Source organism: Microbacterium sp. NPDC055312 (assembly GCF_053645675.1).
In genome coordinates, this window is the sequence record NZ_JBSHMU010000004.1 from 13976 (window position 1) to 27749 (window position 13774).

A 13774-nucleotide genomic window follows, 5' to 3' on the forward strand; every position below is an offset into this window, starting at 1 on the left:
CGCGGCTACGGCCCCGGTCAGGGGACGAGGATGATCTTGCCGTTCGCCGCGTGCCGCTCGATCAGCTCATGCGCCCTCGCCGCATCGGCGAGGGGGAGCTCGGGCCCGAGCTCGACCTGGAAATCGCCCGCCTCGATGAGGTTGATCGTCAGCGGGATGGCCTCCTGTCGCCACCCCTGCTCCTCCTCGGTGAGCGGGACGGGACTGCCGCCCGAGAAGGCGCGGATGCCGAAATCGGCGGCATCCGGACCGCGGACGATCGTCGCGATGCGCTCGCGGTCCTCGACCAGCGCGAGGGAGGTCTGGATCGCCTCGTCGGTGCCGGCGCAGTCGAGCGCGACCGTGACACCCTCGGGAGCGAGATCGCGCACCCGCTCGGTGAGCCCGTCGCCGTACGCGACCGGCTCCGCGCCGAGAGAGCGCAGCTGATCGAAGCGCTCGGGGCTGGCCGTCGCGATGACCCGTGCGCCCCACAGCACGGCGAACTGCACGGCGGCCTGGCCGACCGCGCCCGACCCCGCGTGCACGAGCAGGGTGTCGCCCTTCTGGACCCCGAGCGAGCGCAGGCACTGGTACGCGGTTCCGACCGGGATGCCGAGGCTCGCGCCCTCGGCCATCGTGACGCCGTCGGAGAGGCGGAACAGCTTCGACACGGGCACGGCGAGAGCGCTCGCATAGGTTCCCGGCACGTTGACGATGACGACACGGTCGCCGATCTCGAAACCGGTGACGCCCTCACCGAGGCTCGCCACGACGCCCGCGCCGTCCAAGCCCACGCGGCGAGGCTCGGTGATGGGCGCCGATGGGCGTGCGCCGCGGCGCAGCTTGGCATCCAGCGGGTTCACCCCGGCTGCCTCGATGCGCACCACGACTTCGCCGGGCCCGGCGACCGGATCCGGGATCTCGGTCAGCCGCAGGACGTCAGGGGTGCCGATCTCGGTGTAGACGATTGCGTGAGCCATGCGGCCCACGCTACCTGGACTCGTCAGGAGATGCTCGAGCCGGCGAGAGCCTTCATGATGCGCTGGGGCGAGACCGGCTGCGCGGTGCCCAGGCGCTGCGCGAAGACGCTGATCCGGTACTCCTCGAGCAGCCAGCGCACCTCGACGAGGTGTGTCGGGGCGTCGGGGGCGAGCGGGATGGCGCCGCCCGCGTCGTCGAACGCCTTCGCGACGCGCTCGTACTCGGTCATGCGCGTGCGATCCCTGCCCGGCTCGTTCGCGAGGGTCTTCAACCGCTCGAGCATCCCGTCGAGGTAGCGGGGGAGGTGCGCGAGCCGCTCGACGCCGGTGGCGGAGATGAAGCCGGGGTGGATCAGCGCGCTGAGCTGCGAGCGTATGTCGTTCAGCGGCCCGAGCAGTGCGAGCGAGTTCTGCGACTTGATGCCGCGTTCGACGTCGCGGCTCTTCGTCAGGATCTTGGCCACCAACGAGACGCACGCGAACAGACGGTCGACGAGCTGCGCGTTCACCTCGTCGCGCACGCGCCGGAACTCCGCCTCGGTGCGGAACACCCCGCCCGGCACGCGCTCATCGATGAGGCCGCGCACGACCGCCGTGCGGGCATCTTCGATGAGGTTCGCGACATTCGGGTACGGCGAGGCCGCGAGCGCGAGCTTCTCGGGCGCCGTCAGGTGGTTCTGCACGTACGACGCGGGGGAGGGCACGTTCAGCAGTACGAGGCGCAGCACGCCGTCGCGGGTCGCCGCGGCCGCGGCATCCGCCGTCGCCTCGACCCGGATCGAGACTGACTTGCCGCGGTCGACGATCGCCGGATACCCGCGCACGGTGCCGCCGGCGACCTTCGTGTCGAGCAGCTCGGGCAGGTCGCCGAAGGTCCAGTCGGTGAGGTCGTCGCGTTCGATCGGGCCCTTCGGCAGGCCCTTCGACAGGCTCAGGGACCCAGTTGTGGGGCCCTTCGACGGGCCCTTCGACGGGCCCTTCGACGGGCCCTTCGACAGGCTCAGGGGCCCAGTTGTGGAGCCCTTCGACAGGCTCAGGGTCACGCTCTGTCGCGACCGGTCGGACAGCCGCTGCTGCAGGGCGGTGAGGTGACGGTCGGATCCGACGACGCGGCCCCTCTCATCGACGGCCCTGAAGTTCATCAGCAGGTGCCCGGGCACGCGGGCATCGTCGAAGTCTGCGGCGGAGACCGGCTGATTGGCGAGCGGCTGGATGAGCCTCGCCAACGCCTCCTTGAGCGATCGCTCCGGCACCCCGGAGTGATGCTCAGGCCCATCGCCGCTCACCTGCTCGCCGAACTTCTCGGCCCAGTCGGCAGCGGGCACGACGTGCCGGCGGATCGCCTTCGGCAGGGCGCGCAGCAGTGCCGTGATCAGCTCGGCACGCAGCCCGGGCACCTGCCAGTCGAAACCCGTGTCGCGGATCTGCTGCAGCAGGGCGAGCGGCATGACGACGCTCACGCCGTCGTCGTCGGCGCCGGGCTCGAAGCGGTACGCGAGCCCGAGCACCTGGTCGTCCTGCTGCCAGCGGCTGGGGAACTCGCTCTGATCGCCCTTCGACAGGCTCAGGGACCCATCGTCGTCGTCGATCAGGTCGCTCTCGCGCATGACGAGCAGCTTCGGCGAGGTCTGCAGCGCGTCGCGCCACCACTTCTCGAACGAGCGCACGTCGAACACCTCGCGGGGGATGCGCTCGTCGTAGAACGCGAACACGGCCTCGTCGCCGGCGAGGATGTCGCGACGGCGCTCGCGCTCCTCGAGCTTCTCGATCCGGCGACGCAGCTCGGCGTTGGCGCGCCAGAACGCGCTGACCCGCTTGTCGGAGCGGTGCGGGTCCCACTCGCCCTCGACCAGCGCGTGTCGAAGGAAGAGCTCGCGTGCCCCGGCCCGGTCGATGCGCGCGAACTGCACGCGTCGTTTCGGGATGATCTCGACGCCGAACAGGGTCACCTTCTCGTAGGCGACGGCGGCACCGGCATCCTTCGACCAGTGCGGCTCGGTGACCTGTCGCTTGGCGAGGTCGCCGGCGAGCGCCTCGGCCCACGCCGGGTCGATCGCGGCGACCGTGCGGGCGAAGGTGCGCGAGGTCTCGACGATCTCGGCGGCCATCACCGCCTGCGGGGATTTCTTGCGCAGACCCGATCCGGGGAAGATCGAGAACCGGATGCCGCGCGCGCCGCGGTACTCGGCGATGCGGCGTCCCTTCTCACCGGCCGCCTTGGATCCCTTCGACGGGCTCGGGGAGCCAGGGGGTTTCGTGCGCTCGTCGAGGATGCCGATCTGCGAGAGCAGGCCGGACAGGATCGCCCGGTGCACGGCATCCGGATCCGACGCGACCTGGGTCCCTGCGGCCTGCCCTGCGGCCTGTCCTGAGCCTGTCGAAGGGCCTGTCGAAGGGTTCTTCGGCGTCTTCACGAGGGTGCGCAGCTGCCGGTGCACGTCGAACCACTCCCGCACGCGCACATAGTTGAGGTGCTCGCTGCGGCACATCCGCCGGAAGGCGCTGGAGCCGAGCTCCTTCTGCTGCTCGCGCAGGTGGTTCCACAGGTTCAGCAGGGTGAGGAAGTCGCTGGTCGGGTCGACGAAACGCGCATGCATCCGGTCGGCCTCGTCGCGCACCGACTGCGGCGCGTCGGCGCTGGGCCGCTCGCGCACATCCTGGATCGACAGCCCGGCGACGATCGCCATGACATCGGCCAGCACACCCGCTGTGCCGGACGCCGCGGCGACCAGCATCCGGGCGAACCGCGGATCCATCGGCATCCGCGAGATCTCCCGTCCGATCCTCGTCAGGCGCGGCTGCTCGCCCCGGACGACGTTCACGGCACCGATCTCGGCCAGCAGGTCAAGGGCGGCCTTCACTCCGCGGGAATCCGGCGGAGTCAGGAACGGGAACTCGGTGATGTCGCCGAAGCCCAGCGACAGCATCTGCAGCACCACCGACGCGAGCGAGGTGCGCAGGATCTCGGGCTCGGTGAACTCGGGGCGCCGGTCGAAGTCCTCTTCGCTGTAGAGGCGGATCGCGATGCCGTCGCTGGTGCGGCCGGCGCGTCCGGAGCGCTGGTTGGCGGATGCCTGCGACACGGCCTCGATGGGCAGCCGCTGCACCTTCGAACGGGCGCTGTAGCGCGAGATGCGCGCGGTGCCGGTGTCGATCACGTACTTGATGCCGGGGACGGTGAGGCTCGTCTCGGCGACGTTCGTGGCGAGCACCACCCGTCGGCGCACCCCGGCGACCTTCGACGGTTCGAAGACGCGGTGCTGCTCGGCGGCCGACAGCCGGCCGTACAGCGGCAGCACCTCGACGGGGGCGGTCGTCGAGCGGTACGCGCCCCGCACGGCATCCGCCGCGTCGCGGATCTCGGCCTCGCCCGGAAGGAACACCAGAACGTCACCGGGCGCCTCGCGTTCGAGCTCGCGCAGGGCGGCGACGATCGCGGTCACCTCGTCGTCGGGCTCCGCACCGGCGCGGTCGGACCCGCGGAGATTCCTCGGCGAACCGCCCCGCGTGGGCCGTTCGGCGCCCGATTCCTCTGCAGTGGCGCTCTCGTCGACGAGCGGCCGGTAGCGGACCTCGACGGGATAGGTGCGTCCCGAGACCTCGACGATGGGCGCCGGGTCGCCCTCGGCATCCGGATTCTCAGCCGGAGACGCGAAGTGCGCGGCGAAGCTCTCGGGGTCGATGGTCGCCGACGTGATGATGACCTTCAGATCGGGGCGCTCGGGAAGGATCCGCCGCAGGTAGCCGAGCAGGAAGTCGACGTTGAGCGAGCGCTCGTGCGCCTCGTCGATGATGATCGTGTCGTAGCGGCGCAGCAGTCGATCGCGGTGTATCTCGTTCAGCAGGATGCCGTCGGTCATCAGTGCGATGCGCGTGGCATCCGACACCTGGTCGGTGAAGCGCACCTTGTAGCCGACCAGGCCGCCGAGCTCGACCCGAAGCTCCTCGGCCACGCGCTCGGCGATGGTGCGCGCGGCCAGTCGACGCGGCTGCGTGTGCGCGATGCGCTCGCGACCGAGCTCGAGGCAGATCTTCGGCAGCTGGGTGGTCTTGCCCGATCCGGTGGCGCCCGCGACGATCACCACCTGGTGGTCGCGGATCGCCGCGGCGATCTCATCGCGCGCGGCGCTGACCGGCAGCTCGGGCGGGTAGGAGATCACGGGCGAAGACATAGCCCTCCATCGTATCGCCGCGGGTGCACGCGCGTCGCGCGCGCGTGCATAGACTCAGCGGGTGACGACGATCCAGGGCGACATCGCCCCGCCGCGCCCGGTCTCGACGCTGCGCGCCTGGTGCACCGGCTTCGGGCGACCTCCGCGTCTGATGGGGCTCGACGTCGCGCGTGCGGTGGCTGTGCTGGGCATGATGGCTGCTCATCTGCTCACCACGCCCGAGCTGTCGCTGCTGGATCCGTCGACGTGGGGTGATCTCGTGCACGGCCGCTCGGCGATCCTCTTCGCCGTGCTGGCGGGCATATCGGTCGCGCTGATGACCGGACGCACCCGTCTGCCCGACGTGTCGGAGCTGCCCGCGATCAGACTCGCCCTCGTCGTCCGCGGCGCGGTGATCTTCGCCATCGGACTCGTGCTCGAACTGCTCGGCACGCCCATCGCGGTCATCCTCACCTTCTACGGAGCGCTCTACATCATCGCCGCCGCGTTCGTGCGCTGGCGCGTCTCGCGCCTGCTCGTGGCAGCCGTCGTGCTCGCGATCGCGGGGCCGCCCCTGCTCGCTCTGCTGCAGGCCCTGACCTTCCACTCCGACGGTCCCGGCGCGGCGCTCGTGCTGTTCGGCACCTATCCGCTGATCGTCTGGCTAGCGCTGCTGCTGGTGGGGATGGCGATCGGGCGCACACGACTCGACCGCACCGCTGATCGCCTGCGGCTGCTCGCGATCGGGGTGCTGCTCGCGGTCGTGGGATACGGCGTCGGCGCCCTGGGTGCTGTCGCCGGTACGGCCGCCGGATCGACATATCCGGATTCGGCGTCGTCGCTGAGCGACGACTCGGTGTGGCTCAGCGCGAGCGGGAGCGACACCGGCCCCGAGCCGCTGCTGGGCGTCGCCCCTGACGAGATCGACTTCACGGGCACGGTCTGCGACGAAGACGGCGACGCCTACATCAGCTGCTATCCGCTCGATGCCGGCCTGCAGAACGCTGAGCCGGACGCCCAGGTCGACACCTCCGGGTGGGAGTCGTACTTCGCCGAACTCGCCGATCAGGATCCGCTGGGCAGCGCGCTGCTCGCGCTGATCGCCGTAGAACCGCACTCCGGGGGCACGGCTGAGATCATCGGATCGGGCGGATTCGCTGTCGCGGTGATCGCCCTGTGCCTTCTGCTCAGCACACCGCTGCGCTGGGTGCTGCTGCCGGTCGCCGCGCTCGGGTCGATGCCGCTCTCGGCATACAGCGCGCACGTGCTCTCGTACGCGCTGATCGCCGGACCGGGCGTCTTCCTCGACTCGTTCGACGTGTGGCTGTGGTCGGCGGTGGTGCTGCTCGTCGCGTCGACCCTGTGGTCGATCCTGCGCGGGCGAGGACCCCTCGAGTCGCTGCTGTCGCGTTTGTCGGCCGCAGCCTCCGTCCCGCCCTCGTCGCGCTGAGCGCCCCTACGCTGGAGGGATGACGATCCCCACTCTCGAACTGAACGACGGAAACACGATCCCTCAGCTCGGCTACGGTGTCTTCCTCGTGCCCGCCGACGACGCGGAGCGTGCGGTCACCGAGGCGCTCGAGGCCGGGTACCGACACATCGACACGGCGGCGATCTACCGCAACGAGGAGGGCGTCGGCGCGGCCGTCGCGAAGAGCGGCATCCCGCGCGACGAGCTCTTCATCACGACGAAGCTGTGGAACGACCGCCACGACGGCGATGAGCCCGACCGGGCGATCGACGAGAGCCTCGAGAAGCTCGGCCTCGACGCCGTCGACCTGTACCTCGTGCACTGGCCCACGCCCGCGAACGACAACTACGTGCACGCGTGGGAGAAGATGATCGGCATCCGCGAGCGCGGCCTCGCCCGTTCGATCGGCGTCTCGAATCATCTCGTGCCGCACCTCGACCGCATCGTCGCCGAGACGGGCGTGACGCCCGCCGTCAACCAGATCGAGCTGCACCCGGCCTACCAGCAGCGCGAGATCACCGACTGGGCCGCCGCGCACGGCGTGCGCATCGAGTCGTGGGGACCGCTGGGTCAGGGCAAGTACGACCTGTTCGGAACACCCGCCGTCGCCGACGCCGCGTCGGCGACCGGCCGCACCCCGGCTCAGGTGGTGCTGCGCTGGCACCTGCAGAAGGGCTTCATCGTGTTCCCGAAGTCGGTGCGTCCCGAGCGCATGCGCGAGAACCTCGACGTGTTCGGCTTCGAGCTCGACGATGCGCAGATGGCCGCGATCGACTCTCTCGACCCGCTCGACGGCTCGGGTCGCGTGGGCACCCACCCGAACGACCTGAACTGACCCACCGCCGAGACCCCCTGCCCGACCGACCACCGGCCGCGGCAGGGGGTCTCGGCGTACCGTGGGGGCATGACCAACCGGCTCGCCGACACCCTCAGCCCCTACCTGCGAGCGCACGCCGACAACCCCGTCGACTGGCATCCGTGGGGCGAGGAGGCGTTCACCGAGGCGCGCCGCCGCGACGTGCCGCTGCTCATCTCCATCGGCTACTCGACCTGCCACTGGTGCCACGTCATGGCACGGGAGTCGTTCGCCGACGAGGCGACCGCGGCGCAGATCAACGCGCACTTCGTGCCGGTCAAGATCGACCGCGAAGAGCATCCCGAGGTCGATGCCGCCTTCATGGCCGCAGCCTCGGCGTTCACCCGCAGCCTGGGGTGGCCGCTGACCGTGTTCGCCACGCCCGCGGGGCGCACCTTCTACGCGGGCACGTACTTCCCACCCGAGGCGCGCGGGGGCATCCCGTCGTTCCGCGACGTGCTCACCGCGGTGCGCGAGGCGTGGACCGACCGGCGAACCGAGGTGATCCAGTCGGGGGACGCCGTCGCCGACGCGCTGCGTGAGGCGGCTGCCGCCGACGCCGGAGGGATGCCCGATGCCGGCGCGATCGCCGCAGCCTCCGCCGCGATCCTGCAGCGGGAGGATCACCGGCACGGGGGCTTCGGCGGGGCGCCGAAGTTCCCGATGGCGACGACGTTGCGCTTCCTGCAGCATCCGATCGCAGGCGGCGCGGATGCTGCCCGCCGCGCACTCGACGCCATGGCGGCGTCGCAGCTGCGCGATGCCGTCGACGGCGGCTTCTTCCGCTACGCGACCCAGGCCGACTGGACGGTGCCGCATTACGAGCGGATGCTCATCGACAACGCGCAGCTGATGGACGTCGCGCTCGCCGCGGGGCGCGACGACGTCGTCCGCGGCATCGCTGGGTTCCTGCTCGGCGTGCTGCGCCGCGAGGGCGGGGCGTTCGGCGCGGCCCAGGACTCCGAGTCGTGGATCGACGGGCGGCGCAACGAGGGCGGCTACTACCGCGCGGACGCCGAGGCGCGGGCATCCCTCGAGCCACCCGCGGTCGACGGCAAGGTGCTCACCGGCTGGAACGGTCTCGCGATCGGGGCGCTCGCCAGGGCCGGGGCGCGGCTGGGTGAGCGGGCGTGGGTGGATGCGGCGGCCGCGGCGGCCGAGCATGTGCTGCACGTCAACCGGGGTGCGACCGGCGAGCTGGTGCGGTCGTCTCTCGACGGGACACCCGCGAGCGCCGTCGCGACTGCCGCCGACATCGGTCTGCTCGCCGACGGACTGCTCGCGCTGGCACTCGCCACCGGAGAGTTGGAATGGGCGACGCGAGCGCTGGCCGTGCTCGCTCAGCCGCTCGCCGACGACCCGGTGATGGCCGCACGCGGTCTCACGGCCGTGGGCGACGACAATGACGGCGACCTGCCATCGGGGCCGGCTGCCCGGGCATCCGCGCACCTCACCGCCTGGCTGCTGGGCGCGGGTGAGGAGCACCGCGAGCAGGCGGTCGCGCTGTGCGCACCGCTCGTCGAGCGGGCGCTGCAGCATCCGCTCGCGTACGGCGCCCTGCTGCGTCTGGCCGCCGTACTCGCCGGACCGTCGCGACAGGTCGTCGTGGTCGCCGACAGCGGCGGGGCGCTCACGGACGCCGCCCGCAGAGCCGACGCCGACGTCGTCGCCGTCGTCACGCCGTCCCAGGCTCGCGCCCTCGCGGATGCCGGCTTCTCGCTCTTCGCGGGCAAGGACGCAGCCGAGGGCGTGGCGTACGACTGCCGAGACTTCGTGTGCCGGCTGCCGACGAGGGACCCGTCCGCGCTGTCCGTATGATGGCACGGGCCGTACCCGGCCTGGACGAGGAGGTCTCACGATGACCGAGGTGCCGCTGACGACGACGACCACGAAAGGTCTGCAGCACGGGCTCACCCGTCGGCAGATCTCGATGATGGGGCTCGGCGGCGCGATCGGGGCGGGTCTGTTCGTCGGCTCGGGTCAGGCGATCGGCATCGCCGGCCCCGCCGTGCTCGTGTCGTACCTCATCGCCGGCACGGTCGTCATCCTCGTCATGGCGATGCTCGCCGAGATGGTCGCCGCGCGGCCCAGTTCGGGTGCGTTCAGCTCGTTCGCGCAGCGTGCGATGGGTCGCAGCGCCGGAAGCGCGGTCGGCTGGCTGTACTGGATCCAGCTCGTCGTGGTGATCGCCGCCGAGGCCACCGGCGCCGCCGGGATCATCGAGGGGTGGGTGCCCGGCATCCCCGCCTGGCTGTGGGTGCTGATCTTCGTCGCCGCGCTGACCGCCGTGAACCTCTTCGGCGTGCGCAACTACGGACGCTTCGAGTTCTGGTTCGCCGCGATCAAGGTGTTCGCCATCATCGCGTTCCTCGTGGTCGGGACCTGCGCGATCCTCGGATTCATCCCCGGAGTGCCGGCGACCGGCCTCGGCAACCTCGTCGCGCACGACGGGTTCGCCCCGTACGGCATCCCCGGCATCGCCGCGGCTCTGCTGATCGTCGTGTTCGCGTTCGGAGGCACCGAGGTCGTCGCGATCGCCGCCGCCGAGTCGGACGATCCGGCCCGCAACATCGCGCGCATCGTGCGCGAGGTCATGGTGCGCATCCTCGTGTTCTACCTCGGCTCGATCTTCGTGATCGTCGCCGTGCTGCCGTGGAACTCGCCGGACGTCCTCGACGGACCGTTCTCGGCCGTGCTCGCGACGCTGCGCGTGCCCGGCCTCGATCTGGTTATGTCGCTCATCGTCGTGATGGCGCTGCTGTCGGCGATGAACGCCAACATCTACGGCGCATCCCGCATGGCGTACTCGCTCGGCGAGCGCGGGCTCGCCCCGCTGGCATCCACCCGCACGAGCGACAAGGGCGTTCCCTACGTCGCCGTGCTCGCGTCGGTCGCGTTCGGCTTCGTGACGGTCGTGCTCAACTGGGCGTTCCCCGAGACGGTGCTCGGACTGCTGCTGAACATCGTGGGCTCGACCGTGCTCGTGATCTGGACGGCGACGGTGATCTCGCAGATCATCCTGCGCCGACGCGCCGAGCGCGACGGCGACGAGCTGCCGATGCGCATGTGGGGGTTCCCCTGGCTGTCGTGGGTGACCCTCGCGCTGCTCGCGGTGATCATCGCCCTGGCGATGATCGATCCGACGGCGCGCACCCAGCTGCTGCTCACGCTGGCGCTCACCGCGGCCCTGCTCGGCCTCGCCCGTCTGACGCGCGATAGGCGAGCACAGTAGTCTTGCAGGCCGGAGCGCGCACCTCGCGCGCGAGGGAGGACGCCCATGTCGGTTGGTCTGCTGGCGGTCGTCGACGACATCCTGAGTGCGGCGATGAAGGCATCCGCGAAGGCTGCGGGCGTCGTGATCGACGACGCGGCCGTCACCCCGCAGTATGTGCAGGGGCTCACGCCCGCGCGTGAGCTGCCCGTGGTGGGCAAGATCGCGCTCGGCTCGATCGCCAACAAGTTCCTCATCATCATCCCCATCGCGCTGCTGCTGACCGCGTTCGCGCCGTGGGTGCTGCCGTACCTGCTGGTGATCGGCGGCACCTACCTGTGCTTCGAGGGGGCCGAGAAGGTGCTCGAGTGGTTCGGCTTCGGCCACGGCCACGGCGATGAGGGCACGCGCGACGAGAAGCGGCTGGTGTGGGGCGCGATCCGCACCGACCTGATCCTGTCGACCGAGATCATGCTCATCTCGCTGGCGAGCCTCGACCCGAACCTCGGCACCTGGCAGACGCTGGGCGTGCTCGCGGTCATCGCGCTCGCCATGACCGCTCTGGTGTACGGCGCGGTGGCGCTGCTGGTCAAGCTCGACGACGTCGGGCTGAAGATGGCCAAGAACCCGGTGCGCAGGGTGCGCCACACGGGCACCCGCATCGTGCGGTCGATGCCGCACGTGTTCCGTGCGATCAGCGTGGTCGGCACCGTGGCGATGCTGTGGGTGGGTGGTCACCTCGTCGTCGTCAACCTGGGTGAGGTGGGCCTGCACGCACCGGCCGACCTGCTGCACGGGGTCGACGAGCTGCTCGCCTCGTTCGGCGGTTTCGTCGTCTGGCTGGGCAACACGGCCATGTCGGCCGTCGCGGGCATGCTGATCGGTCTGGTCGTCGTGGGGGTCGTTCTGCTCGTCGGGCGGATGCTGGGCACGCGCCCGACCTTCGACGAAGCGCGGCGCGGTCACCCTGACGCGCACGCGACACGGCAGCTCGTCGACTGATCGTTCGGGACCGCCGGGCGCTCAGCCCGCGTTGCGAGGATGCCGCCGAGCGGCCCGCTCGTTACCGCGGCGATAGTCTCCCGTGAGGCGGGCCATCAGCAGCTGCGGATCCTCGGTGCCGATCCGGCCGAGGAAGTCGTGCGCCTTCGCACCGCGCAGGGTCGCCGCCCGGATGCCGTGATGCAGGATCACGACCTCGTCACCTCGGACGACGTGCTCGAATCCGTGCGGTGCAGGCATGCCGATCAGTCTGCCGGAAAGTGGGCTCGCCCTCGGGTTGGCGACCCGAAGCCAGACGACTTGTGACGTGCGGTCTAGACCTGTCATCCAGCCGTTGCGAAGTACTGACGCACGGCCGCCATCGGCGCCGTCATGGGCTGTGCTCGCGCCCACGCGATCCCGACCTGCATGTCGGGCAGCGGATCGGCCAGCGTGACCGATCTGATCCGATGGCCCTCGAGCGACCACGGACGATAGACCATATCCGACAGGATGGTGACCGCGGACCCGCTGCCCACCAGGCTGCGGATGGCTTCGAGAGACGAGGTCGCGAGAAAGACCTCGCGGCCCAGCTCCGGCCAGTACGACCGGGTGGTCAGGTCGGCTTCGTCGACCGTGAGCAGGGCATACGGGTAGGGGCGCAGATCGGACAGGCGAAGATCGCTGCGGTCGGCGAGCGGGTGCGTCGGAGCGACCCAGAGGCGCCGCGCCGATCGGGCGAGGGGTTCAGCGTCGAGGTCGTCGCTGCGGAGGTTGGACGTGAGCATCAGGCCGAGTTCCAGACGGCCCTCGAGCAGCCCCGCTTCGATCGCCGCGCGGTCCCGCTCGTACCACTCGAAGTTGACGCGAGGGAAGCGAGCCGTGATCTTCTGGATGTGCTGAGGCAGGAAGTAGCCCATCACGGTGTAGCTGGCACCGATGCGTACGGTGCCGCTCAGCTCGGCATCGCTCTCGATGTAGGTCTCGGCCTCGCTGACGAGCTCGAGGATCTGGCGTGCGCGGGGAAGCAGAGAGCGTCCGGCGTCGGTCAATTCGACGCCACGCACGCTCCGCGCGAACACCGCGTGCCCCAGACGGCTTTCGATCTCCTGCACAGCAGTGGTGATCGTGCTCTGCGCCACATACAGCTCACGCGCCGCCGCGCTGACCGCTCCCGCCTCCGCGACCGCGACGAAATACCGAAGTTGACGCAGTGTGAAACCCATCGCCGTCCTCTCCTCTTGCGGAGAGAGTATCGGTTATCTCGATGGAGAGGCATTCGATACCGGTTCTTTTCGTGTAGACGTCCGCTCCTTAGAGTCAGGAGAGGCGCCACCGACCGGTGGCGCGGACAGCTGGAGTGAGGCGGCGCATGAAGCGGACTGTCGATGTCAACAGCGACATGGGTGAGGGGTTCGGGGCGTGGGCGTTCGAGGGCGACGTGGATGCCCGTCTCATGCCGCTGGTGTCCTCGATCAATCTCGCCGCCGGCTTCCACGCGGGTGACCCGAACACGATCGACCGGGTGACCCTGCTCGCGCAAGAGCACGACGTGGGAATCGGGGTGCACCCGGGTTTTCGAGATCTCGTCGGCTTCGGCCGTCGCCACATCGACGCTTCAGCTGACGAGCTGGTGTGCGACGTGCTCTATCAGCTGGGCGCCGTTCGCGCTCTGGTCGAGCGACGAGGCGCACGCCTGCAGCACATCAAGCTGCACGGAGCTCTCTACATGCACGCGGCTCGCGACGAGGCGTTCGCGCGCGCGCTCGTCGAAGGGCTCGACGAGGCAGACGCCGACCTGCCCATCTTGACCATGGCAGGCAGCGTGCTCGACCGGGTCGCGTCTGATCATGAGCATCCGGTGATCCGCGAGCTGTACGCAGACCGCCTCTACGGCGATGACGGACAGATCGTCTTCACAAGAGATGTCGGATCGCTGCGGCCCGAAGCCGTCGTCGCAAAGATCGAGCAGGCGTGCGCGGAGGGTACGGTACAGACCACTTCCGGCGCCAGCGTGCCGATCGTCTTCGACTCGATCTGCATACACAGCGACACCCCCGGCGCCGTCGCGCTGACCACTGCCGTGCGCGCCGCACTCGACCGCGCCGGCGTCGATGTGCGCACCTTCGCTTAATCGAACAC

At 70.1% G+C, this 13774-nt stretch carries 10 protein-coding genes; 6 read left to right on the forward strand and 4 right to left on the reverse strand.

The window, feature by feature from the left end; all coding sequences use genetic code 11:
* Positions 1-17: 17 nt before the first annotated feature.
* Both ACWIDW_RS11270 and hrpA read right to left on the reverse strand, forming a co-directional pair.
* Positions 18-962 carry a quinone oxidoreductase family protein gene (locus tag ACWIDW_RS11270; protein WP_454125349.1) on the reverse strand — a complete coding sequence of 315 codons (945 nt, stop codon included), beginning with the start codon at positions 960-962 and terminating at the stop codon, positions 18-20.
* A gap of 23 nt (positions 963-985) precedes the next feature.
* Positions 986-5134: an ATP-dependent RNA helicase HrpA gene (gene hrpA / locus ACWIDW_RS11275; protein ID WP_454125350.1), complete on the reverse strand. Its 4149-nt coding sequence runs from the start codon at positions 5132-5134 to the stop codon at positions 986-988.
* Positions 5135-5195: 61 nt separating this feature from the next.
* On the opposite strand from hrpA, the gene ACWIDW_RS11280 reads away from it, so the two are divergent.
* From ACWIDW_RS11280 to ACWIDW_RS11300, 5 genes are all read left to right on the forward strand, one after another.
* Entirely contained in the window at positions 5196-6563 is a 1368-nt protein-coding gene (locus ACWIDW_RS11280) for a heparan-alpha-glucosaminide N-acetyltransferase domain-containing protein (protein ID WP_454125351.1), read from the forward strand.
* Between the two features lie 19 nt (positions 6564-6582).
* Positions 6583-7419 (forward strand): aldo/keto reductase, encoded by an 837-nt coding sequence (locus tag ACWIDW_RS11285; protein ID WP_454125352.1) that lies wholly within the window; start codon positions 6583-6585, stop codon positions 7417-7419.
* A 69-nt stretch (positions 7420-7488) separates the two neighbouring features.
* Positions 7489-9258: a thioredoxin domain-containing protein gene (locus tag ACWIDW_RS11290; protein ID WP_454125353.1), complete on the forward strand. Its 1770-nt coding sequence runs from the start codon at positions 7489-7491 to the stop codon at positions 9256-9258.
* 40 nt (positions 9259-9298) lie between these two features.
* Positions 9299-10672: an amino acid permease gene (locus ACWIDW_RS11295; RefSeq protein ID WP_454125354.1), complete on the forward strand. Its 1374-nt coding sequence runs from the start codon at positions 9299-9301 to the stop codon at positions 10670-10672.
* Positions 10673-10717: 45 nt separating this feature from the next.
* Positions 10718-11653 carry a DUF808 family protein gene (locus tag ACWIDW_RS11300; RefSeq protein WP_454125356.1) on the forward strand — a complete coding sequence of 312 codons (936 nt, stop codon included), beginning with the start codon at positions 10718-10720 and terminating at the stop codon, positions 11651-11653.
* A gap of 21 nt (positions 11654-11674) precedes the next feature.
* On the opposite strand, the gene ACWIDW_RS11305 is transcribed toward ACWIDW_RS11300, so the two are convergent.
* Both ACWIDW_RS11305 and ACWIDW_RS11310 read right to left on the reverse strand, forming a co-directional pair.
* A complete protein-coding gene (locus ACWIDW_RS11305; protein ID WP_452322966.1) occupies positions 11675-11893 on the reverse strand; it encodes a hypothetical protein in 219 nt (72 codons plus the stop codon).
* Between the two features lie 83 nt (positions 11894-11976).
* Complete coding sequence (locus ACWIDW_RS11310; RefSeq protein ID WP_454125358.1) at positions 11977-12858, reverse strand: LysR substrate-binding domain-containing protein; 882 nt, start codon at positions 12856-12858, stop codon at positions 11977-11979.
* A 146-nt stretch (positions 12859-13004) separates the two neighbouring features.
* Here ACWIDW_RS11310 and ACWIDW_RS11315 point away from each other — a divergent pair, with 146 nt between their 5' ends.
* On the forward strand, positions 13005-13766 hold the full coding sequence (locus ACWIDW_RS11315) for a 5-oxoprolinase subunit PxpA (RefSeq protein ID WP_454125360.1): 762 nt from the start codon (positions 13005-13007) through the stop codon (positions 13764-13766).
* The last annotated feature ends 8 nt before the right edge of the window (positions 13767-13774 follow it).